General features: G+C 36.0%; 17 protein-coding genes. 8 read left to right on the forward strand and 9 right to left on the reverse strand.

The window, feature by feature from the left end; genetic code table 11:
• Positions 1-149: 149 nt before the first annotated feature.
• Positions 150-1,232, forward strand: coding sequence for an alkene reductase (locus ACO05S_RS15835; protein ID WP_421918986.1), 1,083 nt, complete (start codon positions 150-152; stop codon positions 1,230-1,232).
• Positions 1,233-1,285: 53 nt separating this feature from the next.
• On the opposite strand, the gene ACO05S_RS15840 is transcribed toward ACO05S_RS15835, so the two are convergent.
• From ACO05S_RS15840 to ACO05S_RS15875, 8 genes are all read right to left on the reverse strand, one after another.
• On the reverse strand, positions 1,286-2,035 hold the full coding sequence (locus ACO05S_RS15840) for a tetratricopeptide repeat protein (RefSeq protein WP_421918987.1): 750 nt from the start codon (positions 2,033-2,035) through the stop codon (positions 1,286-1,288).
• A gap of 15 nt (positions 2,036-2,050) precedes the next feature.
• Positions 2,051-3,859, reverse strand: coding sequence for a BatD family protein (locus ACO05S_RS15845; protein ID WP_421918988.1), 1,809 nt, complete (start codon positions 3,857-3,859; stop codon positions 2,051-2,053).
• 201 nt (positions 3,860-4,060) lie between these two features.
• Positions 4,061-4,852, reverse strand: a complete 792-nt coding sequence (locus ACO05S_RS15850; RefSeq protein ID WP_421918989.1) for a tetratricopeptide repeat protein — start codon at positions 4,850-4,852, stop codon at positions 4,061-4,063.
• Between the two features lie 20 nt (positions 4,853-4,872).
• Complete coding sequence (locus ACO05S_RS15855) at positions 4,873-5,910, reverse strand: VWA domain-containing protein (RefSeq protein ID WP_421918990.1); 1,038 nt, start codon at positions 5,908-5,910, stop codon at positions 4,873-4,875.
• Between the two features lie 35 nt (positions 5,911-5,945).
• On the reverse strand, positions 5,946-6,938 hold the full coding sequence (locus ACO05S_RS15860; RefSeq protein ID WP_421918991.1) for a vWA domain-containing protein: 993 nt from the start codon (positions 6,936-6,938) through the stop codon (positions 5,946-5,948).
• Positions 6,939-6,956: 18 nt separating this feature from the next.
• Positions 6,957-7,979 carry a BatA domain-containing protein gene (locus ACO05S_RS15865; RefSeq protein WP_421918992.1) on the reverse strand — a complete coding sequence of 341 codons (1,023 nt, stop codon included), beginning with the start codon at positions 7,977-7,979 and terminating at the stop codon, positions 6,957-6,959.
• 52 nt (positions 7,980-8,031) lie between these two features.
• Complete coding sequence (locus tag ACO05S_RS15870; RefSeq protein WP_421918993.1) at positions 8,032-8,901, reverse strand: DUF58 domain-containing protein; 870 nt, start codon at positions 8,899-8,901, stop codon at positions 8,032-8,034.
• A 107-nt stretch (positions 8,902-9,008) separates the two neighbouring features.
• Positions 9,009-9,938 (reverse strand): AAA family ATPase, encoded by a 930-nt coding sequence (locus ACO05S_RS15875; RefSeq protein WP_421921296.1) that lies wholly within the window; start codon positions 9,936-9,938, stop codon positions 9,009-9,011.
• 673 nt (positions 9,939-10,611) lie between these two features.
• On the opposite strand from ACO05S_RS15875, the gene ACO05S_RS15880 reads away from it, so the two are divergent.
• From ACO05S_RS15880 to ACO05S_RS15910, 7 genes are all read left to right on the forward strand, one after another.
• A complete protein-coding gene (locus tag ACO05S_RS15880; protein ID WP_421918994.1) occupies positions 10,612-11,331 on the forward strand; it encodes a hypothetical protein in 720 nt (239 codons plus the stop codon).
• A gap of 99 nt (positions 11,332-11,430) precedes the next feature.
• Entirely contained in the window at positions 11,431-11,946 is a 516-nt protein-coding gene (locus ACO05S_RS15885; protein WP_421918995.1) for a DUF4230 domain-containing protein, read from the forward strand.
• Positions 11,947-12,044: 98 nt separating this feature from the next.
• Entirely contained in the window at positions 12,045-13,280 is a 1,236-nt protein-coding gene (locus ACO05S_RS15890; protein WP_421918996.1) for a hypothetical protein, read from the forward strand.
• Positions 13,277-13,720, forward strand: coding sequence for a hypothetical protein (locus ACO05S_RS15895; protein ID WP_421918997.1), 444 nt, complete (start codon positions 13,277-13,279; stop codon positions 13,718-13,720). Before ACO05S_RS15890 ends, ACO05S_RS15895 begins: the two co-directional genes overlap by 4 nt.
• An 11-nt stretch (positions 13,721-13,731) precedes the next feature.
• The gene (locus tag ACO05S_RS15900; protein ID WP_421918998.1) at positions 13,732-14,532 is read left to right on the forward strand and encodes a peptidoglycan-binding protein; all 801 of its coding nucleotides are present in this window, start codon (positions 13,732-13,734) and stop codon (positions 14,530-14,532) included.
• Positions 14,533-14,912: 380 nt separating this feature from the next.
• Complete coding sequence (locus ACO05S_RS15905; RefSeq protein WP_421918999.1) at positions 14,913-16,895, forward strand: PBP1 and LysM peptidoglycan-binding domain-containing protein; 1,983 nt, start codon at positions 14,913-14,915, stop codon at positions 16,893-16,895.
• Positions 16,896-17,150: 255 nt separating this feature from the next.
• Positions 17,151-24,593, forward strand: coding sequence for a hemoblobin-interacting domain-containing protein (locus tag ACO05S_RS15910; RefSeq protein WP_421919000.1), 7,443 nt, complete (start codon positions 17,151-17,153; stop codon positions 24,591-24,593).
• A gap of 59 nt (positions 24,594-24,652) precedes the next feature.
• Here the strand turns inward: ACO05S_RS15910 and rocD are convergent, their stop codons facing one another.
• Positions 24,653-25,882 carry an ornithine--oxo-acid transaminase gene (rocD, locus tag ACO05S_RS15915; protein WP_421919001.1) on the reverse strand — a complete coding sequence of 410 codons (1,230 nt, stop codon included), beginning with the start codon at positions 25,880-25,882 and terminating at the stop codon, positions 24,653-24,655.
• Between the last annotated feature and the right edge of the window lie 231 nt (positions 25,883-26,113).

Here is a 26,113-nt window from a genome sequence, read left to right on the forward strand (position 1 = left end):
ACAAAGCAATGTTGAAAGCGCTCAACAAACTCTCATCTTATTTGTTTGATGCAAAGAAATAGTTCTCTTTTTAAGAAATATTTAAGAAAATTTTTTTCAAACGCATCGTTCTTATTTATATCTTGTATAAATAAAAATAATAAAAGAAAATGACTAAAAATACATTGCTTAGCAAATTCTCTTTAGGAGATTTAGAGTTTAAAAATAGAATGGTAATGGCTCCAATGACCAGAAACAGAGCGGGAGAAGGTAATGTGCCAACTGAATTAATGGCAGAATATTACAAACAACGCTCGGGAGCAGGATTAATTATAACTGAAGCGAGTCAGATATCTCAACAAGGAATGGGATATCCTGCAACACCGGGAATTCATTCCGAAGAGCAAGTGGAAGGTTGGAAAAAGATAACAAAAACTGTTCATGAACAAGGAGGAAAAATCTTTATTCAATTGTGGCATGTTGGGCGAATTTCTCATCCCGATTTTCATGATGGGAATTTACCAGTCGCACCTTCTGCAATTAAACCTGCAGGTCAAGCATTTACTTATGAAGGGCTAAAAGATTTTGTAACACCTAGAGAGCTGGAAATAGCAGAAATTAAATCTATCGTAGATGATTATAAGAAGGCAGCTAAAAACGCCAAAGCAGCAGGATTCGATGGAGTTGAAATTCATGCAGCCAATGGTTATTTAATCGATCAATTTTTGACTGATAGAACCAATAATCGTAAGGACGAATATGGAGGTAGTATTGAAAATAGATCTCGTTTTTTATTTGAGGTGTTAGATGCAATTTGTGAGGTTTGGAGAAGTAATCAAGTTGGAATTAGACTTTCACCAAGTGGCTTGTTTAATGACATGGGGGATTCTGATCCAGTGAACTTATTCTCTTATATAATCGAGAAGCTAAATGATTATAATTTGGCTTATTTGCATTTAATAGAGCCGTTAATGCCAATTGACGAGCATCCCCATTTAGTGAAGGATGTTGCTTCTAAATTTGGCAAAATGTATAAGGGAGTTCGAATGGTAAATGGTGGATTTACAAAAGATACCGGAAATGCCGCTATACATCAAAATATTGCAGAATTGGTTTCTTTTGGTGTTCCTTATTTGGCTAACCCTGATTTAGAAAAGAGGTTTGAATTGAATGCCGATTTAAATACTGCCAACCAAGATACTTTTTATGGAGGGAATGAGGTAGGGTATACTGATTATCCGAATATGAAATAATAAAGCAAGCGGTAGTTAAAATTAAAACTGCCGCTTGTTTTTATGAATTTTGTTCAAATCATTTCAATATCTTCCTTCTTAAGCCAGCCTTTATTTCCATCACTTAGTTGTATGTTTAACCAATCGCCAAGTTGTTCTGTTACTTTTACCTTAGTGCCTTCGTGTAAAAGGAAAAGCTCAGTACCACTTACATCTGGAGATCCTTTAATGGTAACACTTGGACTAAAAATGATTGCATATTTACGATCTGTAATTTCTTCCGTTTTTTTGGAAGCGAAAGAGTAGGTTAGAACACTAAGTAAAAAACAAACTCCTGCAAAGAAGAAGCCAGCTTTCTTTAGACCAACTTTGTTGCTGTACAAATAAAAACATCCAAAAAGCAAACACAAAAAGAACAAGCCAATTGATAGGTATGACCATAAATCTGCCGAAAAGGCATTTCTAATGCCAGAAACCCATCTTTTAACAAATAATTCTGGTAGCACTTCTAGTTTATCTAAAACATGAGCCTGAGCCATTTTCAGATTATACTGAATGTCTTCATCTTCAGGAGAAAGTAACTTGGCTCTTTCGTAGTTTAGAATGGCAGGTGCAATTTGTCCTGTTTTGTAATAAGAGTTGGCAAGGTTAAAGTAAATCTCAGGAGCTTCGATATGTGTTTCTAAAACGAATTCATAAGATTTTATTGCTTTATCGTACTCACCTTTTTGGTAAAAATCGTTAGCCTCGCTAATAGGAGTATCTTGTGCCTGAGCAGAAGAAACAAAAAGCAAAGCAATTAAGATATATAGTAATTTCTTCATTTCTATTTGAATTAATTAGATGCTCTTTTCTAATTTGGTAATTGTTTCCATCGTCTTTTTATACAACTCATCCATTTCTGATGATCCAGTTGATGGAGCATAACGTGCAAACTCACAAGTATCAAGAATGTTCAAAAAGTCTTGAGTTAATTCTTGCTCAACATTTTTGCTTTGCAAAATTTCAGTGATGTTTTCTTTGTTCAAATCAGCCAATGGAAGGTTCAACTTATCAGAAGTATATCCCCAAAGAGCTTTCGATATTTCATCGTAGAATTCTTCTTTCTTTTTAGCTTTTAAACTAGTCGATGCCGCTTTCAATCGTTTCATTGCAATCCTATTGGCACGTTTGTTTTTTACACGCGCAACGTCTGCATTTTCTTTAATTCGTTTTCTGTTGAAAACAAAGGCAAGAATGAATACCAAGAATGGAACCAAGTATGCAAGATAGAAATAGGTCGTTCCGAAGAAAATTTGTCCTTTTAATCTTGGCGTAAAATCGTTGGTTTTAATAAAGCGAATATCCTTACCAATAAATTTCACATCTTCTTTCGAGAATGAGCTAATAACAGCACTTGAAGCATCGCCACTGCCTTTTCCAACTTTAATTGTAAACTTCGGTGTAGATCGTGTACGATAAATTCCTGCTTTAGGATCAAAGAAACTAAAATCAACAGGAGGAATATCATACTCTCCACCATGACGTGGAATAATTAAATACTCAAATGTTGTTGATCCTGTAACACCTTTAGCAGTGCTCTTTAAATTCTGATTTGTTTTTGGATCATATACTTCAAAATCTGCAGGGAAATCGAATTCTGGCGGATTAATCAGTTTAAGGTTACCGTTACCTGATATCTTAACTTTCAAGGTTACAGCATCATTAGCCTGAACTGAGTCTTTGTCAATTGTTGCAGACATTCTGAAACTTCCAACAGCACCGTCGAAACTAACTGGTTTGTTCGATGGAAAATCTTTCACACGAATGGTAACCGGTTTACTTTTTCTAGGAACTCGAATATCCTGATAGTTATCAAAGAAATCATCGAAGAATCCTCTGTTACCGCTTGATCTGCGTTGACGAATAATACATTCCAATTCAAAAGGATCAATGGTAATGTTACCAGTATGCTGAGGGAATAAAATTAATTTTCGAATGGTACCAACATTATAAATTGTGCCATTTACATTTTCTCTTTGCAATGATATTTGTCCTGGAGTAGGTATTTCCTGACTTAAAAATCCATTGAATGAAGGAAATTTAGAATCGCCAAAACCAGCAATGTTTAATCTTGTATATACTTTAATTGTTGCAACAACATGTTCACCCATGTAAACGCTTTTACGATCAACATTCACCTTAACAAACAAATTCGTTTGTGTAATTTTAGTTGCTGCGGCTTGGTTCGATTGTCCGCCCTGATTGTTTTGTGGTTTTTCGTTGGCTTTTACAACTTCAATACTAACCGAATTCGAGGTAAACTCATAACCTTTAACCTTAATCTTGGCTGGGTTAACTGTGAATTTTCCTTCTTTTTCTGCCAGCAATACATATGTGTAGGTGTATTTGGTTGTTGAACTCCATTTTCCATTGATGTATTGCGAACTTGAACTTGTTGCAACTGATGGGCGACCCACCAAGTCACGAAAACCATCAAGAGCAGGAAGTTGAATGTCTTTTGCCTTTTGGTTTATCGTATAAATCAACTTAAACTGTTCACCAACTTCAACCACTCGAGGAGCTGCTGCAGTAAATTTAACTTCTTCTGCAAACGAAGCAGAAGTAAAAAATAATGTCGCTAATAGTAAGAAAAATATTTTCTTCATCCGTAATGTTCTGTTTTTCAGATGTGTTTCTTTTGTTTTTTTCTAATGAAAAATCTCGCACAAATGTACTTAATAATCATCAGTATTTTTAGTTCGATCAAGCTTAATTATAAGTATCAAGTACAAAGTAACAAGTATCAAGACATTGATAAATTAACTTTAAGTACTTAAGGCAATTATAAGTACTCTAAGTACTATACCTTACCAATCCTTTTTAATTTTGGTCTTTTTTGCCTTCATGGCTTTCGCCTTGGCTTTTTGTACTTTTTCCTGAACTTTCTTTTCGTCGTTTTCTAAGGCTTCTAACAAGCGTTTAGCATCTTCCTTCGAAATCTTAGGTTGCTGCTGTTGTTGCTTTTGCTTATCCTTATCTTGCTGATTTTTGTTCTGTTGATCTTTATTCTTGTCCTGATCCTTCTTATCCTGATCTTTTTTGTCTTGATCTTTCTTATCCTGATCCTTCTTATCCTGATCCTTCTTGTCCTGGTCTTTTTTATCCTGATCTTTCTGATCCTTATTTTGATCTTTGTTCTGATCTTGTTTTTTCTGCTCCTCTTCCTGTTTCTTTTTCATCTGACGAGCATACTCCAGGTTGTATTTTGTCTCTTGAGAATTTGGATTAAAGCGCAATGATTGCTTGTAAGCCTCAATACTCTCATCAATCTTTTTATTTTCTAAAAGAGTATTTCCCATATTGTGAAACAAATGACCAAGTTTCTCAGGATCCTTTTCGTTAACAGCCAAAGTTTGAAATTGCTTTAATGCCTCATCGTACTTTTTCTGTTTGTATAGTGCATCACCCAGATTGAATCCAGCCTCGTAAGAATTTACTTTCTTATCAAGAGCTTTACGATATTCAACCTCCGAATTTTCAAATTTCTCTCCCTCGAAAAGTTCATTTCCCGATCGGATAAACTTTCTTTCCTTTTGGGCAACTGCCTCCATGCTTAGAAGACAAATCATGCTAATGAATAACAATAATACTTTTTTCATAAGTGTGGATTTGTATCGTTCTACTTCGATGGATTAAATAAATTAATGTCTTTTAAATGACGGTTCTTACGCTCTAATACAAGGAATTCAATTAATAAAAGCAACAAACCTATTGCCAAAAATATCTGAAACTTCTCGTCGTAAGCAGTATATACTCTGGCTTCGAGTTCTGTTTTATCCATTTTATTGATCTCTTTAAATAAAACGTTTAAACCAGTGGTTGTGTTGTTGGCAATAACTGCTTTTCCACCACCAGCGGTTGCAATTTCCTCAACCATTTGCTGGTCCAATTTCGAAATTACAATGTTTCCATCATCGTCTCGTCTAAAATCACTTGAACCAGCTCTAACCGGAATAGGAGCACCTTCTGGCAATCCCATTGCAATGGTATGAACAGCAATACCCATTTCATTAGCCATTGTAGCTGCTCCAACTGCATCATCCTCATGGTTCTCACCATCAGTAATTACAATAATTGCTTTACTGGCTTCACTATCTGGAGTAAAACTTCTTGTAGCCAATTCAATTGCTGATCCAATTGCCGTTCCTTGTATTGGAACAATATCGGTACTGATTGATGATAAAAACAGTTTAGCCGATGCATAATCGGTTGTAATTGGCAATTGTGTATAGGCTTCACCTGCAAACACAATTAATCCAATCTTGTCGTTGTTTAGCTTATCTACCATTTTAGAAATGGCACGTTTTGCACGTTCCAAACGGTTTGGTTGAATGTCTTGAGCCATCATCGAATTTGAAACATCAAGTGCAATAACAACCTCAACGCCTTTTCTTTTTATCTTCTGAAGCTTTGAACCAAATTGTGGACCTGCAACACCAATAATGATAAAGCCTAAAGCCAATATCAAAATTGAAAATTTATATACAGGTCGTGTGAAAGAAGCATAAGGCATTAATTGAGAGATGATATTCATCTCACCAAATTTTTGCAAGGCTTTCTTCTTAATTACATGGCTTACCCAGTACAATACCACCAATATTGGTATTAATACGAATAAGTATAGAAATTCAGGATGATCGAAACGAAACTGATCCATTTATCAATGATTTTCGGTTTATCAAATAATTACAATTAAGGAATATTCCTTAGTATTGAATTGCGTAATGCAATTTCTAACAGTAAAAACAATGCTCCAAGTAATGCGAATAGTAAAAACTCTTCACTCTTGGTACTGTATTGTTTTACTTCAATTTTACTTTTTTCAAGCTTGTCAATTTCAGCATAAATTGCTTTAAGCTTATTGTTATCTGTTGCTCGGAAATATTGTCCACCAGTCATTTCTGCAATATCTCTTAATACAGACTCATCAAACTTAACAGGCATATTTCTCATGCTGATACCAAAAGCAGTTTGAACAGGGTAGGGAGCCGTTCCTCGGGTTCCGATACCTATTGTGTACACGCGAATGCCAAATGATTTAGCCAACTCTGCCGCGGTTAAGGGAGCAATTTCACCTCGGTTATTGTCACCATCAGTAAGTAGAATAACGACTCTCGATTTTGCCTCACTGTCTTTCAAACGGTTTACAGCATTTGCCAAACCCAAACCAATAGCAGTACCATCTTCAATCATTCCACTTTGGATATCTTTGAAAAGGTTAATCAGTACAGCATGGTCGGTAGTAAGCGGACATTGCGTAAAACTTTCGCCACTAAAAATTACCAAACCAATTTTATCCTCAGGACGACCAGTAATAAATTGAGTAGCTACTTCTTTTGCGGCCTCCAATCTATCAGGTTCAAAATCGCGAGCCAACATACTGCTCGAAATATCTAAAGACATTACAATATCAATCCCTTCGGTAATTGTATCCTGAAATTTGTTGCTTGACTGCGGACGAGCCAGTGCTATTACGATAAATGCAATTGCCAAAACTCGAAATACAATCAATGCATGACGCAGATAGTATTTGTAAGTTTTAGGTGCAGCATTAAAACTTTTTACGGTTGAAACCTGAATACTTGCATGAGCATTTTTGTCCTTCAGTATGTACCATGCAATTAATGGCAACAGAAGTAACAAAAGGTAGAAATATTCGGGATTTGCAAATTCTATAGAACTCATAGTCTATTGTTTCAAAATTTACTTTTTATACTCAGATTGACTTTCCTGTTCCGATTCATCATCAGTTTTCTCTTCTTCCTTTTCAATCAAAATTGTAGATTCCACAATCTGATAAGCATATTTCATGCTTCGTTCGTTTTCGTTAGGAAGAGGTTGGAACTTTGCGAATTTTGCCAAATCGGCACGCTCAAGAACTTCTCTAAGATTAGTATGCCAGTCGTTATTAACTTCTACCGAACTTACAGCCTGAAGAATTTCATCAGTAGTTGATTCTTGTGTCGACATGTTATATCTCTCATCAAGATAAGTTCGAATGGTATCAGTTAAATCGGAATGGAATTGTTTTATTTTTCCTCCTTGCCAGAGTTTTTGCTGTTTGATTTCATCCAATTTTCTTAGCGCAATAACATGAGCTGGTTCAATTGGTTTCGAAACTGCAAACAAAGGCTGATCTTTTTGTCGGAATCGGAAATACCAGATTAAAAATCCAATTAGAACAATTACCAATAATCCACCTAAAATCCAAGGAGCAAGCTCAGCAAATGATATAGGAGTTTGAATTGGCATCACAATATCGAAATTGCCTTTAGTGGTATCAATTTGCATTGTTTTCACGCCCAATAACAATGTATCGGTACGTAGAATCTGGTTTACATTTCCATAAATCTGAAATTCGAAAGGTTTTAGTTTATAAACTCCACCATCAAAAGAAGTGATTGTGTAGTTCTTGTCAACCTTAATTGTTCCATCTTCTAAGGTTGTAGTATCCTGTGGAGTTTGCTTTATAATCTCAACTCCATTTACAATGCTATCAGAGAAAACAGGAAATCCAATTTTCACCTCTTTAGGTTGTTCAACCGATAATTGCAGATTAATCTGATCGCCAATTACAATTACATTGGTATCCAGCTTAACTCCATAATTTATTCCTCCATCGTTTTGTGCAAACGAGTTGTGAGAAAATAATACGGAAGCAAACAGAAATGTAAAAGCAAAAGCCTTTATCAAGAAGTTAATATGTGTTTTAATTTTATTTGCCATAGTTCTCAGTTTCCTGATATTATACCGATTAGTATTTGATTTAAAAATGGTATCAATGTCCTCTGCGTTGGAACAGATTAATCAGCGATCTTACGTAATCCTGATCAGTCCTGATGTTTGCCACATCAACTCCCGAACGCTTAAAAACTTCGGTGGTATTTTCTTCTTGTTTGCGCCACCACCCGGCATATCTATCGCGAACTTTTTTGTTCGATGTGTCAACCCAGGAATATTCTCCTGTTTCGGCATCTTTAATTTTCACCAGCCCAATTGAAGGAAGTTCCTGCTCGCGCTGGTCGTAAATTTTAAGAGCCACCACATCGTGCTTTTTGTTCGCAATGGTTAAGGCATTTTCAAAATCAGAATCGATAAAATCTGAAATCACGAAAGTGGTACAGCGTTTTTTAATGGCATTGGTAAGATAACGCAATGCATTGCTGATATTTGTACTTCTGTGTTCAGGCTGAAAATCGATTAATTCACGAATAATTCTCAGAATATGTGTTTTCCCCTTTTTAGGAGGGATAAATTTCTCGATGGTATCCGAAAAGAAAATCACACCAATTTTATCGTTGTTCTGAATTGCAGAGAATGCCAAAACAGCAGCAATTTCGGTTATCTGATTTTTCTTCAATTTCGACATGGTACCGAATTCACGGCTACCACTCACGTCAATCATCAACATTACGGTAAGCTCACGTTCCTCTTCGAACAGCTTTACGTATGGATGATTGTAGCGCGCAGTAACATTCCAGTCGATGTTTCGGATGTCGTCGCCATACTGATATTCGCGAACTTCGCTAAAAGTCATACCTCGACCTTTAAACGCAGAGTGATACTCTCCTGCAAAAATATTGCGGGAAAGACCTCTGGTTTTGATCTCAATTTGCCTAACGCGTTTTAATAATTCACTAGTTTCCATAAAATTTAATTACGAATTGATAATTACGAATTAAGAATTCTGTATTGATAATTAAGAAATACGTATGTAATGTTATTCGTAATTCTTAATTGATCATTCGTAATTGATTACGGTACTTCAACAGTGTTTAGGATTTCGCTAATGATATTTTCGCTGGTGATATTATTTGCTTCCGCTTCGTAAGTCAAACCAATTCTGTGACGCAATACATCATGACATACTGCACGAATATCTTCAGGAATTACATAGCCTCTACGCTTAATAAATGCATAAGCCTTAGCTGCAGATGCCAAAGAGATACTAGCACGTGGCGATCCACCAAATGCAATCATTTCTTTGTATTTCTCCAATCCGTAATCGGCTGGGAAACGAGTAGCGAAAATAATATCAACAATATATTTTTCAATCTTTTCATCCATGTAAACATCCTTAACCACATCGCGTGCTTTAATGATATCTTCTGGTTTTAAGATTTGACTTGCCTTTGGAAATGCCTTTAAAAGATTCTGACGCATGATAACTTGCTCTTCTTCTTTCTTAGGATAATTGATAACCACTTTTAGCATGAAACGGTCAACCTGCGCTTCAGGAAGAGGGTAAGTACCTTCTTGCTCAATCGGGTTCTGAGTTGCCATTACAAGGAATGGTTCTTCTAATTTATAGGTATGATCGCCAATTGTAATCTGACGTTCCTGCATTGCCTCTAACAAAGCAGCCTGTACTTTTGCAGGGGCACGGTTGATCTCATCGGCAAGAATAAAGTTAGCAAAGATAGGTCCTTTCTTTACCACGAATTCTTCTTTCTTCTGGCTGTAAATCATTGTACCTAAAAGGTCGGCAGGCAAAAGGTCTGGAGTAAACTGAATTCTGCTAAAGTCAGCATCGATAGTTGTTGCAAGTGTATTAATGGCAAGAGTTTTTGCCAATCCAGGAACCCCTTCTAAAAGAATGTGACCATTAGAAAGCATACCGATTAAAAGACTTTCAACAAGATGTTTCTGACCAACAATAACTTTGTTCATCTCCATAGAAATCATATCCACAAAAGAACTTTCTTTTTGGATACGTTCATTTAGCTCTTTGATATCAACAGTTTGGATCATAGAAATATTAATTTGTTTACTTTTATTTTGACATAAAATCATTTGGTTTTCTGAAAAACCTTTACAAAGATAATTTTTTGATGATTTTGTGAAAATTTGTGCCCGTTAAAAAGTGTTAACGCTGTAATGAATTGTTATATGAATTGAATGAAGCGTGGATTTAGATGAATGAAAGAGCAAAGGAATGTTTTGGAGTAAAAAGGCTTTCCAAAAAGTCAGATATTAACTTCATTTTGAGAAAACGAATAAGCACTGCAATTAATGTTAGTCTCAAATTAAATTTATTGGATGAAGTGTGAAAGGTGATAAGATATAACAATAGGAAATTATATTTTGTTTCCTACAAGAAAAAATTAAATTTAACTTCTGAATTCTAACTGTTAAATGTAAACAAAGCTACTACTTTAAAATACCCTAATGAGATTTCTTCGTTTTTTCATACTGCTGCTGATTGCAGTGATTACTTTGGTAGTTCTTTTTGCCATATACAACCCAACATATCTCGAGGACATTTGGCTATGGTTGATCGGTTTGTCCGGATCAATTATCGCATACATCAAAGAGATTTATAAAACAATCAAACGATTCACCCTAAAATTTTACCCAAATGACAACAAAGAATAGAAGATATTCTGCTTTATTTATTCCAAATATTATTGCGTTTACCATCATTTTAATCGGATTTAATGCTTGGTGTTTTCTTACTAGCGCTTGCTCCATTTATAAAGTTGTGGCCATTGATTTAATTATATTATGGCTTGGCATTTTTGTAAGCTATTTTATTTGGGCACTTTATTATTACAATTTTGGTATTAGTCAAGCAGAATGGGACAAAATACAGGATGCCAAGACTGCCCACAGAAATGGAGATACTTATAATATTTTTGATATTGAGGACGAACCGAAGTATAATCCATATGAAGAACAAACTTTTGGATTGCCTGGAGGAACCGTGCGAGGTATGATTGCTTTTAGTCTTTTGTTTGGTGCCATTGCATTGCTAATTGTCTCATTTGATCCTGAATTGTTTGATGAGCAACAAAGCTTCTTCTTTGATCAATTTGAATTTTTCAAGACCGCTTTTTTAATGATGATTGCTTTTTATTTTGGGAGTAGGTCTTTGGAATATCTGCATGCAAAATCGAAAGCAGATCTTCCTGAGAACCCCAAGCCATCAGAAGACAATATGGATGTTGAAATGGCGGAGGATGAAAGTAAAAGAGATTCAAATAAGGAATCTAAAACTCCGCAAATAGAAGTGAATGTAGATGGGAATATTTCAAAGATTCCGATGATTATAAATATTACAGACCCTATGAGTCACTAATTTTTTGAATAAGAATTTATGACGAAACAATACTAAATATTATTGTTGATTGCTTTCTTATTGTTTTGTGTTTCATGCCAAAAAGACAATAAGAGTCTTGTGGTAGGAAAAATTAAAAAAGCATCCGATTTAACAAGCACTCAATTTACGATCGATAAATTGGTTTATGGAAGCAAGAAGAAGAAACTATTTTGGGTGGTGAATTTAAATGAAGCCAGATTCTTAGCAGAATCGCAGGCCATTGTTAAGGCGGGAATCGATCTGAATGAATTGAGCCCAGATGATGTTAGAATTAATGGAGAAAGTATAGAGATTCATTTGCCTCATGTAAGGATAATTACTTTCTCCTATCCGGCTGATCGTTTTAAGGAGTCGCTCTATTCCAAAAACTTTGCCTTTAATAAAATATCTGTGGTCGAAAAGGAAAAACTATTTCGTGATGCAGAACTCGATATTCGCGAATCGCTTAAGTATATGGGTATACGCAAAACTACCGAAGACAAAACTCGTTTGCTATTCGAAGCTTTGCTAAGAAATTTGGGCTATAACGAAATATACATGGATTTTAAGGAAGGCGAGTTAATTGCAGAACCGGATTTGAATATTGTACAATGATAGGGTTGATTCTAAAATATTGGAAATTAATACTTGATGCACTTATCGTGATTACTTTATGTATTGCATTCAGTTATTTTGATCCTTTTCACCTTTTTATGAAAACGGAATTGCAAAGCACTGCTAACCTAATAAGTAGTGTAAAATCGGTTGGTGAATTGGTTACGGCAGAATATTATGGTGAAGTAATAAGTGATGGCAAAGCTTCTGTTTTTAATGATAGTGATTACTATGTAGATTTGATTTCTGATTTTCAGACTGATTTGATGGATCATTTGGATGCATACATGCATAATCAGGAGAAAAGACCAATTTACAAAGAACACCTTCAGACTTGGAGTGAAGATTATGCTGAGTATCAGTATTTGCTCACCTATGTTTTGCTTCAAAATTTATCTGCTAAGGAGAAGAAATCAATAGAAAAAAAGTTTAGTAAAGACAAGTTTGCAAAAATTGAAAAGAATTTTGTCCGAATATTGAATGATAAAATTTCGAAAGCAGGAAATAATAATAGAGCAAAAGCATTGGAAACTTTTATCAATGGGGGAGATAAACAAGGGTTTGAATTATTCTATAAAAAGCATAGAATAGCCGAGACTGGAAAGGAGAAAAATAAAGAGAAAATTATTCTCATTGGGCGTGGCTGTATAAAAGCCGGTTTTGATCTAGGTAGTTTGGATGAGAGCAAATTGATTTACGACAGATCTAAAAAGCAAATCAGATTTTACGATTTTCGGGCTCAAATACTTGATACCATAATTAACCCTTGGTTTATTCCTGAATTAAAAGTGCCTGGCTATGTATTTGTGAATTGTCCTAAAAGCCATGATTACAACAAGGTTCTGGAAATAAAGAAAAATTGCTTGCAAGAATTGGCTCAGCAAGCCTCGCATGCCGGAATACTGGAGCAAGCAGATGTTTATGGAAAAGAAGTATTAAAACAGTTTTTTATTACACTAACCAACGAGCCTGAATTGAAGGTGACTTTTGAAGAATTGCCACACAAAGCATTGCTTACCAAAATTACTAAGGATAAATTAATTGACTCAGTGGAGGCATTTAAGGTTTTAAAATTATTTAATAAGTATGAGAGTGCATTTTTGTCGGAATCAGGCCCTCGCGAAGAATCAATTTATAATCAGAAAAGAATAATAGCACAACAACTTAAGAAATGTGAGTTTTATAAAACAAAGAAAAAATTTAATTTGTTTGACCTTGCACATATTAGATTTCAAAATCACATTCGTGAATTGGATAAAGATTCACTCAATATTGTTTGCAAGGAGGAGTCTCAAATAATGCAATTTATTATATTGTTAATGGAGATACTTTGAGTTATAACTCTTTGCTTAGAGCAGAAATCTTAAAAATTAGAGATACCATTTATTCAATTGAAAAAGGAAGAGAGGTTTTATACACAACAAATTTTATCAAGAAGAATAAAGCTTGGTATCCTTATGTTTCTACCGAGTTGGATTTTATACATGATTTCAACTCCTCATTAAAATTGTATCCTGGGATTAATGATAATGCCTTTGCTTATCCGGAATGGAGTATCAATGACTCATTATTCAATAAGGTTCGGTTAGCTAATACGGCTGAAATAGATAGTATCTTGAATAAAGCATTTTCTAAAGATTTTATAATGAAAATGAAAGACAATGATAAGGAAACAAATGAGATATACAAGGCAGAGAAACAAAAAGCATTTAATTACGTGAATTCCATACCTATAAAAAAGTTTACTCATTCTGTTAATGAATTACTTCAATAAGATTTCCAGTCATGATGATAAAAACACATTATTTGCAAGAATTAAATATTCAATCGCACTACATACGAAAAGGAGATAAAGGATCTGATGTTAAAAGAGTACAGGAATGGATTAAATTATGGAGTTTAACCGATAAAGATTTTAAAACGCCTATTGCTATCGATTCAGATTTTGGACCCGTAACTTTACGAGCAGTAAAAGCTTTTCAGGAATACAAAGGGCTTAAACCGGATGGTATCATTGGAAACTTAACTTGGCGAGCATTAACAAATCCTATGAAAGAGGCTTTTTCCTTTGTTAATGAGTCTGAATTGGCAGACTTGATTATTGCTTATTGTCTAGCTCATACCAAACTTAAGGCAAGAGAAATTATGCCGAACAAAGGATCGTGGGTAAGAGCCTACACCAACGGAATGGAAGGCACGAATTATCCGTGGTGCATGGGATTTGTGATGACTATTCTTGATCAGGCTTACACTACATTAGGAGATAGTTTTATCAATTATGTACCCTATACTCTGTCTTGTGATAAGATTGGTGAGTATGCACTTAAAAAAAAGAAATTCCTTCGAAATAATGACATTTTAGAAGCCGAAAAACAAATTAAGCCTGGTGATATCTTTTTAAGATGCAGCCGAACCAACAGTAAGGATTGGACTCATACTGGCTTTGTCGTGAAAGTGGAAGCTAATATCATTCATACCATAGAAGGAAACACCAATAACGAAGGTTCACGCGAAGGTTACGAAGTTAGCCAACGTCAAAGAGACCTTATTAAAGAAAACTTGGATATCTATCATATAATGGGATAAACTTTATAATACGTGGATCTTACAAAGTCAGATCTCGTAACAGGAGGTACTCATTTTAGCCATGAAGAAGGACAATTTTAAGTTTTATTTGCAAATGGCAAATACAGTTGATAATGAAGTGTGCAGAATTGCTTTTCTCGCAATGCTAAAAGAAGAGGCTCTACAGAATCTATAATTTTAATTTTAGTATGATGAATTTGTGTTGGTTGTAAATTCATCTCATTGTGTTCAAGGTATTGAATTCAAAAATCGGAACGGTGCGAAACTTCTTCGATTTTTTATGTGACTCAATTCTTGTTTATATTTTGTTTTCAAGGCTTACTTTAGTATTTTTGTTTGCAATTTGAATGAACTATAAACGTTTGAAAAACAAATATTTAATGAATTGTTTTCTTCGCACCATCCTCCTGATTGGTTTCTTCTTTGGGACTGTAAATCTTGTATATACACAAACAACTACAATCGAATTATCTAAGAATAAGGTAGTTGTTGGTGGAAACACATATATGCTTCATATCGTTAAGGAAAAACAAACTTTGTTTTCGATTTCTAAAGCTTATGGGGTTTCATTAGTGGATATTATGAAATCTAATGGAAAAACTGAAGCTACGGTAAATATTAATGAAGTATTGCGAATTCCTGTTAATGAAGAGAAGCAGGCCTTGGCGCCTTTAATATTTAAGAAAGAGGATGATAAATATGTTTATCATTTTGTACAAAAGAATGATACCCTATTTTCTCTTGCAAAGAAGTATGGTATAAGCATCAATTCAATTGAAAAAGAAAATCCTGGATGCAGGCAATCTTTGCCGTTGAATTCCATGTTGAGAATCCCTAAAATTAAACAGCAAGAAAAGCTTAAGGTGTCAAATGTTCCACAGAATGATAAAAAGTACTACTATTATATTATTAAGCCAGGGGACACTCAATACTCAATTGCAAGAGAGTTTAGGATGAAGCAAAAGAAGCTACGGAAATTGAATCCAAAGCTGAAAAATAGGGTTTTAAAACCAGGAGATTGGGTAAGAATTCCACGATATCTGGTTTCACCGGAATATTTTATTGTGAAAGAAGACCTTAAAGATACTATTTCCGAAGAGTTGATTGTAATGGATACCATTCAGAAAGTGGATAAAGAGGAAATCATTACAAAATCAAAAATTAGTGTTGGTTTGTTTTTACCTCTTTACCTGAAAACCAATGATACCATAAATCAGATTGTTAGCTATAAGGATACCTTTGAGATTGTTATGGAAAAAGAGCCAAGAACAATTTTCAGAAAGTCAAGGGAGTTTATACGTTTTTATCAGGGCGTTTTATTGGCTGTTGATTCTCTTCGAAAAGAAGGTTTATCTGTGGATTTACGAGTTTTTGATACAGAACGCAATCCTGAGAAATTAAGAAGAATATTATCGCAAATTCAATTTACAGATTTCGATTATTGGATTGGCCCCGTATATCCAAGAACATTTGCTGTTGCGGCCGAATTTGCACGAATGAAAAGGATACCGGTTATTTCTCCATTGTCTGCAAAAAATTCTCAAATCAATTCAAATCCTTTTGTAATACAATTAAATACCTCATTAAATTCAATTTGTCGTCAAATTTCAAGCTATGTAAGTAGGGATTTTCAGTACAAGAATATTGTTGTAGTGCATCCCGAAAGGTATAAGCATTTACATGAAGCAAAATTGATTAAGGATATTGAGTATCAACTATTCGAAAAAGGATTGTATTGGCAAACCGATGAAGTATCTTATAAGAAGATTTCCTTTGATGAATATGGTCGATTTGGCTTAGAAGCTACCATGTGTGATTCATGCGAAAATATTGTGGTTTTGCCTTCAAATGATCAACCATTGGTAGAGAATATCATTACCAACTTAAATGTATTGAGTAAGAGATTTGCAATACGTTTAGTTGGATTTTCGAAATGGCAAAGATATACCAGTTTGGAGGCTGACTATTATTACAATTTAAACTTTTCATTGTTTAGTCCGTATTTTATTGATTATAAAGAAGATAAGATTAATGATTTCGTTCTAAAGTTTAGAGATAGATTTCTGTGTGAACCCAGCGATTTTAGTTTCAGAGCTTATGACATTTGCAGGTTCTTTTCCTTGGCGGCAAGCAGGTTTGGAACCGATTTAATGGAAAATATGAATGAACTGGATGTTGAGTTGTTACAATCCAATTATAATTTTAAAAGAATTTCGGCATTTGGAGGGTTTGAAAATAGGGGTACTCACTTAATTAACTATTCAAGAGATTTCAAAATCAGACATCAGGTTTTTAAGCAGGAAGAAAGCCAATTAGAGGAAAAAGATACAGAAGACTTGTTGGAAAAGTCTTTTGGATTATAAATTTTTAAAGCTGACCCGAAGAGTCAGCTTTTTTATCCACTATCGGATAAGTCTTCCAAAAAAGGACATGTCGAAATTAATTAAAAGAATTAGATTACATCTAAGATATAGGATAGATTAGTCTTTTATTCTCCAATATCGTAGAGGTTTCATGTGAATTGCTCTTAGGTTGTAATGTTCAGTGATTTAGGAGTGTAGGGTGTTTGGTATGCGTTTTGGTTCAAAAGCAATGTTTGTTATCAAAAGTCCTTAGCTATGAAAAAATGTTTACTCTTGCTATGCCTATGGGTATATTCAACGATTATACTATTCGCTCAAACAACACCTCCTGTTTTAACGGCTTCTTTAAATGCAACCGTTGACTCTAACTTTGATATTTCCTATGCAGATGATGCAACATGGGAGACCAGCATTTCTTCAATTTCCTATAATGGTGTTTCGCTTGTATTAAATACAGACTATACAATTGATACGACGAGTGATATAATCACTTTTATTCCGTCAGCAGGTAATTCTGCTTTACAGACAGCAGGAAATGCAAACTTTATAATCGTGGCAAGTGGATATGATAATGCGACTCTCTCACAAACGATTGGCCATGGAGCAGCTACACAGTTTACCATCACAGTACAACCAACTGCTCCTTTATCAAATGGAGCAGAATTGGCAACACTTCCTGTAGTTCAATTAAAAGATCAGTATGGAAACAATTGTGATACTGATGATTCAACGCAAGTGGATGCATCAGCAAGCGGGAATGGAAGTTGGACTTTAGAAGGCAGCTTGCCTCAAACAGCAGTAAACGGGGTTGTTAACTTTACAAGATTAACTGCAAGTAGCAATGTTGAGGTAACAGCAGCTACAATTACATTTGATTTGGTTGGAGGAAGTTTTACCCTTGAATCCAATTCATTTGCTATAAGTCTAAATACACCTCCGAATTTAACGGCAGCTTTGGGTGCTACTGTTGATGCAGTATTTGAAATTTCTTTTGATGACGATGTGGATTGGGAATCAAATATTGGTTCTATAAGTTTTGATGGAAATATTGTATCAGCTAATGCCTATACAGTGAATTCAACGATTAACAAAATTACTTTTGACCCAGCTGATGATACCGTCTTACAAATTGCCAAAACAGGAGATCTCGTAATTTCTGTGAATGGATATAGCAATGCAAGCGTTTCACAGACACTGAGGCATGGAGTCGAGACAAAATTGGTGGTGAGTAGACAGCCTGTAGCTCCAATTAGCAATGGTGAGGCATTGCAAACTCAGCCAATCCTTCAAATACAGGATCAATACAACAATGTTTGTACATCGAATAGTTCATTGTTAGTTACAGCAACTGAAAATGATCCTACTACATGGGATTTGCAAGGATCTTTAAGTCTTACAGCATCATTGGGTGAGATTGCTTTTACAGATTTAACCGCCTCTAGCACAAATGCAGTAAGTGGTGCATTCATCGCGTTTAGTGCTGCGGGAGTGACAGGAGTTAATTCAATAACATTTGATTTAGAGCTGAATTCACCTCCTGATTTAACTGCGGCTATTAATGCTACTGTTGACAATAGCTTTACCATTAGCTTTACAGATTCTAATTCATGGCAAGATAAGATAGCGTCAATTACATACAATGGCAACGCGGTTGATGTGGATGCTTTTGATACAAGTATAGCCGATCAGATTAGCTTTGATCCAGCGCAATCAACAGCTTTACAAACGGCAGCAAATGCAGATTTTGTGATTTCTGCTTCAGGATTTAGTGATAAGGTACTGACTCAGGAAATTGGTCATGGTGCACCAACATCTATATATATTGCTACTCAACCAAATGCACCAACACAAAATGGTGGTTTATTGGAAACTCAACCTCAGGTTGGTAGTAAGGATCAATATGGAAATAATTGTACCTCCGATAATGCTACTATCATTTCAGTTGCAAAAGGTGATAGTGGTGATTGGTCATTGGGAGGAACTCCAAACCAGACTCTTGCCAATGGAGTATTTACCTATTCCGATTTATCGGCAACAAGCGATCAAGAAGTAAGTAATGCATATCTTAGCTTTTCATCAGGAAGTTTCGCTTTAAAAGATTCAGATCCTTTTGATATTCCCGTTAACACATCGCCAACATTAACTTCGGCTTCGGTGGCTACGGTTGATAATGATTTCTTTATTTCTTTTAACGAGGATGCAACATGGAGAAGTGCCATATCTAGCATCACATATGGAGGTGATTTACTGCCTCCGGCATCTTATGATTTAACAGTTTCGGGACGAATAACTTTCGATCCTTCACAGTCTGAATTCCTACAGGTTAGCGGAACTAATACAATGGAGATTGTGGCAAATGCTTATGCCAATGCTGCTGTCGATCAGGAAATCGGACACGGAGCAGCAAGTGCATTATTTATTTCTACTCAGCCAGTAGGTCCTGATTCAAATGGAGGAAATTTAGCAACGCAACCCGTTGTTCAGGTACACGATCAGTATGCGAATGTCTGTACTTCGGATGGAACAACAAATATAAGCGCTGTCTCTTCGGATGTATCCTGGACCATTGGAGGTACTGCTAACCAAACGGCATCGGCGGGTGAATTTACATTTACCGATTTAACTGCAAGTAGCAATGCCGAAGTAAGCGATGCAAGCATAACATTTTCATCATTTTCTTTGGATGATATTGTATCTGATGTGTTTACCATTCCGGCTCTTAAACCTTCACCAGGTATACTTGCATCTTCAACTGCAACGGTTGATGCTACATTTGAGATAACATTTGTGGCAAATCCAACATGGCAACTGTCAATCGATTCGATACATTATGGAGGAAGCCTGATTTCTGAATCGGCTTATGACAAGACACAAAGTGAGAAGATTATTTTTGATCCATCACAGGATACTGATTTGCAGGTCGCAGGGGCTCGAAATGTTGAGATTTTTGTTCAAGGATATGAAACTGCCAGTGTTTCTCAGGAAATAAAACATGGAGCAGCCACAGAGATTGTAGTTGCTTTGCAGCCTTCAGCTCCTGCAAGAAATGGGGCAGACTTGGCTACTCAGCCAGGTGTTACACTTCGGGATCAGTATGGTAATGATTGTACCAGTGAAAATTCAATTGAAATTACTGCAACTAAAGGAGACATCAATGATTGGACATTGGGTGGAACAGTAAGTAAAATCGTGGCCAATGGATCGGTTAGTTATACTGATTTAACTGCTTCAAGTGCTGGGGCTATAACAGGGGCTTTTATTAGTTTCTCTGCTACGGATTTAAGTACAGTAAATTCAAATACTTTTAATATTCCTGATTTGAGTTCCGGACCGGCTTTAACTGCAGCTACAGGTGTTACGGTAGATAATGATTTTGAAATTAGTTTTACCGACAATGCTGATTGGAGATTGAATATCACTGAGATACGATACGGAACAAATACATTGCCTGCAAATTCTTATGATACTTCGATTGCTGGTAGGATAAGGTTTAAGCCTGCGGAGTCCGCACATTTACAAATAGTAGCAAATGAGTACATTTACATTACATCAACTTCCCATTTATTGGACTCGGTACGGCAAGAAATTGGCCATGGTGTGGCAACGGATATTCTAATCACTACTCAACCTCTTGGTCCGGATAACAATGGCGATTTATTAAGAACTCAACCTGAAGTAAAATTACAGGATCAATATCAAAACGATTGTACAAACGAGAACTCTACAACAATAGCAGCAATTGCAAGTGGAGGAAGTTGGAAGCTTGAGGGAACAGTTTCACTTATGGTAACAAACGGTGTTGCATCTTATACAGATCTTACCGCCGGGAGTACTGAAATGCGAAGCGATGCAACAATTACATTTTCCGGCACAGGACTGACAAACAAGGAATCTTCTTCGTTCATGATTCCAGCTCCTCTTTTTGCACCAGCATTAATTGCTTCCTCAACCGCAACAGTTGATTCGTTGTTTGAGCTTACATTTGATGAATATACAGCGTGGCAAGTAAAGATTGATTCCATTTCTTATGGGGGTGCCATCTTAGGTGCATCAGCCTATGACAAAAGTCAGGCTGGTAAAATCATATTTGACCCTTCAATGGATACTGCATTGCAGCAAGCTTCAGTAAAAGAATTACTTGTTTTTGCCAGAGGATTCGAGAATGCTTCGGTTGAGCAGCAAATTAATCATGGAGCACCGGATTCTCTGATTATTGAAACTCAACCTACAGCTCCACTGATAAATGGTGGAGAGTTAGATTTACAACCTAAAATATCATTATTAGATCAATACAACAACAGTTGTAATACAGAGAATGATTATGAAGTGTTGGTGCGGAAAGGTGATCCAAACGAATGGACATTGAGGGGTGATACTTTGCAATCGGTAAGTAATGGTGTTATTAATTATCGTGAGTTAAGGGCATCGAGTCAGAATCTTATTACGGGTGCTTATCTACGCTTCTCGGGTGAGGGAATTAATTCGGTTGACTCTGATCCGTTTGATATTCCTGCCTTAATGAACCCGCCTAATCTTACAGCACAGTTTGATGCTACTGTAGATTCGGATTTTGAACTCGGATATTTTGATTTTAATAACAATTGGAGATCTGAAATTACAATGATTACTTACGAAGGTGATACGCTTCCGAATTCGGCTTACACAATTAATAATAACAATATCATATTCCATGTATCCAAGGAAGTCTTATTACAGAAAGCCGGAACTTTTAATATTGCAATAAAAGCTTTGGGATATAATGATGCAGCTGTGGAGCAAACAATTAAACATGGAGTTGCTGCAAGTTTGCAAATTACTCAACAGCCCTTAGCACCTTCAACAAATGGAGATCTGCTGGAGCAGCAGCCAATAATAGAAATTTATGATCAATATTCGAACTTGTGCAATTCAGATAGTGAGAGAATTATTTTGGCCTCAAGAAATGATGATGGAGATTGGGAGCTGGATGGTACAGTTGAAAAATCAGCAGAAAATGGCATGCTTTATTACGACGATTTGTCGGCGTTCTCAACAGGTCCGATAAGTAATGCTGTAATTCAATTTAGCACAGAAGGTTTGGATACTGTTGCAGCTGAACCATTTGACATTCCGGATGTTGCAACTCCACCTTTATTAATTGCTTCGGTTGGAGCTACTGTCGATAATCCATTCATTATCACATTTACCGAAGACTCTCTATGGCGAAATCGTATTAATGTGGTAACTGTGAATGATAGTATTTTGGCAGCAGAAAGTTATAATTTCACTCAACCTGGTCAATTGGAATTAATTCCTTCGGCTTCAGAATTTCTTCAAAAAACTGGAAGCTTCCAAATAATTGTTCAATCCAGAGGGTTTGCACATGATACTGTGCAGCAAGACATTCAGCATGGTTTAGCCGACAGCATTATAGTGCTATCTCAACCTTCTGGTCCGGATGTGAATGGGGAAGTGTTTGCCCGACAACCAGAACTGAAACTAGCTGATCAATACTTGAATGATTGTACCACCGACAATACTACACAAGTAAGCGCTGAAAAGTACGACAACAAGGCATGGGAACTTGGTGGAACGTTTGAGCTTCAATCTGCGGACGGTAAGATCCTGTTTACAGATTTGATCGCAACCAGCGAAATTGCTATTGATTCAGCTTATTTAAAGTTCTCGTTTGCAGAAGATTCAGTGGTTTCCAATTTGTTTACGATTCCGGTTCCAATCATAGAGTTGATAGCAGACGAAAATGCAACGGTTGATAATAAATTTATGATTCAGACAAGTGATAATGCCAGTTGGCGAGATTCTATTTCTTCGATTAGTTTTGCAGGTGAAACATTGGTTGATACCTCTTATTTAATTGAAGTGGGATCGATAACATTTTATCCTGAGAAAGATTCTATCTTATATATTGCCAGAACTGATACTATTGTTGTTGTGGCAAATGGTTATGCTGATGCTAAAATCGAACAACAAATTGGGCATGGTACAACAACGGAAATGCTATTGGTTGATCAGCCAATTGGACCACTAAACAATGGGGATACTTTGTTTCAGCAACCAAAAATCCAATTGCGTGATCAGTATCAAAATGAATGTGTTACTGACAATGTTACGCAAGTATTGGTAGATCAATATGTAGATCCGGAGAATGATAATTCAGGCTTGTGGAAACTTGCAGGAATTAAAGCAATTACAGCAATGGAAGGCTCGGTGCATTATACAAACTTAAGTGCCACCAGCGAAGATGAAGTGATTGGTGCAAGATTACGATTTACTTCTGATGGACTTCCAAGTGTAGTTTCAGATAGTTTTGATATTGTAAGGCCTCTGGCACCAATTATTACTGCAGCAGACAATGCCAATGTGGATGAAATGTTTTCCGTAACATTTGATGAGAATACAAGTTGGAGAACAAAGATATTCGACATTCGTTATGGTATCAGAAGTTTGGAAGGCAAGTACGATATATCTGTTCCAGGGCAAATTACTTTTGATCCTTCTGTAACATCGGTACTTCAGAAATATGGAGTTGATTCAATATACGTATATGCCGGACTATACGATACAACTCGATTCGAGCAGCCCATTCATCACGGAAAATCGAAATATTTGGTAATTAAAAATGAACCATCGGCGCCTGCGAATAATGGTGAGCTATTGATAAGACAGCCAGAACTTAACTTGCAAGATCAGTATCGAAATATTTGTGATACCGATAGCGAAACCATTGTAACAGTGCGCAAGGCTGATTCGCAAGATTGGATCTTGGGAGGAAAACTTACTCAAACAGCTGCTGATGGACTTGTTAAATTTACCGACCTTTCGGCAACAAGTGATATTGAGATTCAAGGTGCAAGACTTGAATTTGAAGGTCCTGGTATTATTTCAAAAATGTCGAGTACATTTACCATACCCCAACCAATTGCCAATAGAGCTGGTCAGGCATTTGCCAATCCGGAACTGGTTTGTTATGGTTCTAAATCCAACATCACATTAAGCGGATTTGATGGTACCATTCAGTGGCAGATCTACAACGAACTGAATGGTGCTTACGAGGATTTGGCCGAGGAAAATGCTGAACTGCTGGTTACCCAGGGAATCGTTAAGAATGAGCGATATCGTGCTAAAGTATCCAAGAGTGGATTTTCAGATCAATATTCCAATGCGGTTAGTGTAAGTCCATTGGATCCGCCAACAGCTGATTTTACCTTCGAAATAGACTACAACCAAGTTTATTTTACCAATTTAAGTGTAAATGCAACGTCTATTCTTTGGGATTTTGGTGATGGAATATTAAGCAGTGAATTCGATCCTTCTCACTCATTTGTATTGGATAATAGTAATGGTACTGGTTATTTGGTAACGTTAACTGCTTCAAACGAAGCTTGTCCTGATAGTCAGATTTCTCAGCAAGTATTCATTACTACTGGTATAGAAGACTTGGTAGCTGAGAAAGGCATTGTGGTTTATCCTAATCCGAATAGAGGCGAGTTCTTTGTTGAGCTTTTTGCATCAAATGATGATGGATTATTGCGAATTTTTAATTCATCAGGAAGAATTGTTCTTTCGGAAGAAGTTCAGCATAGTTTTAAGGCTGAAAGATTAAAGTTCGATTTGAGAAATCTCCCTGGAGGAATTTATTTCCTGAGCATTCAGTATCCCGACAAAGTAATCAGAACGAAACTTGTAATTACAAAATAATTCTGCAAGAGTAGATAAAAAAGGTGAATCCGATTCAGGTTCACCTTTTTTTATTTTATTTATTCGAACTCAGCCATTGTTTTCTTAATAATTTCAATTGCCTCACGCAATTGAGTTTCGTTAATTGTTAATGGAGGAGCAAAACGAATAATGTGTCCGTGAGTAGGCTTGGCCAATAATCCGTTGTCACGTAAACGCATACAAACATCCCAGGCAGTTTTGCCGCCTTTAGGCTTAATTACAACTGCGTTTAAAAGACCTTTACCACGAACCAATTCAATCATTTCCGATTTAACTGCTTTCAATTCTTCACGGAATATCTTACCCATTGCCTCAGCATTTTCAGCAAGGTTTTCATCTTTAATTACATTAAGAGCTGCCATTGCAACTTCACAAGCAAGTGGGTTACCACCAAAAGTTGAACCGTGCTCACCTGGCTTAATGCAAAGCATTACATCATCATCAGCTAAAACAGCAGATACTGGCATAACACCACCAGAAATTGCTTTACCAAGAATCAATACGTCCGGACGAACACCTTCGTGATCAACAGCTAATAATTTACCAGTTCTTGCAATACCAGTTTGTACTTCGTCTGCAACAAATAGCACATTGTTAGCTTTACACATATCGTAAGCTTTCTTTAAGAAACCATCCTCAGGCACATATACACCAGCCTCACCCTGAATTGGCTCAACCAAGAATGCACATACATTTGGATCTTTCAATTCTTTCTCTAAAGCTTCTGTATCGTTGTAAGGAATTACAACAAAACCAGGAGTGTATGGTCCAAATCCTTTGTACGAATCGGGATCGGTTGACATAGAAATGATGGTAATGGTGCGACCGTGGAAGTTGCCATCACAAACGATAATTTTTGCTTTATTTTCAGCAATGCCTTTCACATCGTACCCCCAACGACGAACTAGCTTAAGTGCTGTCTCATCTGCTTCAGCACCTGTGTTCATGGGTAATACCTTATCATATCCAAAGTAATTTGTTACAAATTCTTCGTATTTACCTAGGTTATTGCTGTAAAAAGCACGTGAGGTTAAAGTTAGTTTTTGTGCTTGCTCTACTAAAGAGTTAATGATTTTTGGGTGACAGTGCCCTTGATTAACAGCAGAATAAGCTGAAAGGAAATCGAAATATTGCTTTCCGTCAGTATCCCAAACATAAACACCTTCTCCGCGCTCTAAAACTACAGGAAGTGGATGATAGTTGTGTGCTCCAAACTTAGACTCCTTATCCATATAGTCCTGAGCGGTCATAGTTGCTGTATTTGTCATAACAAGAACTTTTATAAGATTTTAAAAATAGGATTAAATTCTGAAAATTCAGTACGCCAATTTTATAACTATTTTTTTGATTTTCCATGTCTTTAAGAAAAAAAATACATGTGAAATATAAAAATGGAACATGGCTTAGTGTTATCATAAAGGCGATTGCTAATCTTTCACTGGTTTATGATTACAGCTAAACTTCTATAAACGCAATCAAGTCAATGAATTTAACTTAGA

Origin of the sequence: Marinifilum sp. (assembly GCF_965230805.1) — a bacterium.
Classification (GTDB): domain Bacteria; phylum Bacteroidota; class Bacteroidia; order Bacteroidales; family Marinifilaceae; genus Marinifilum.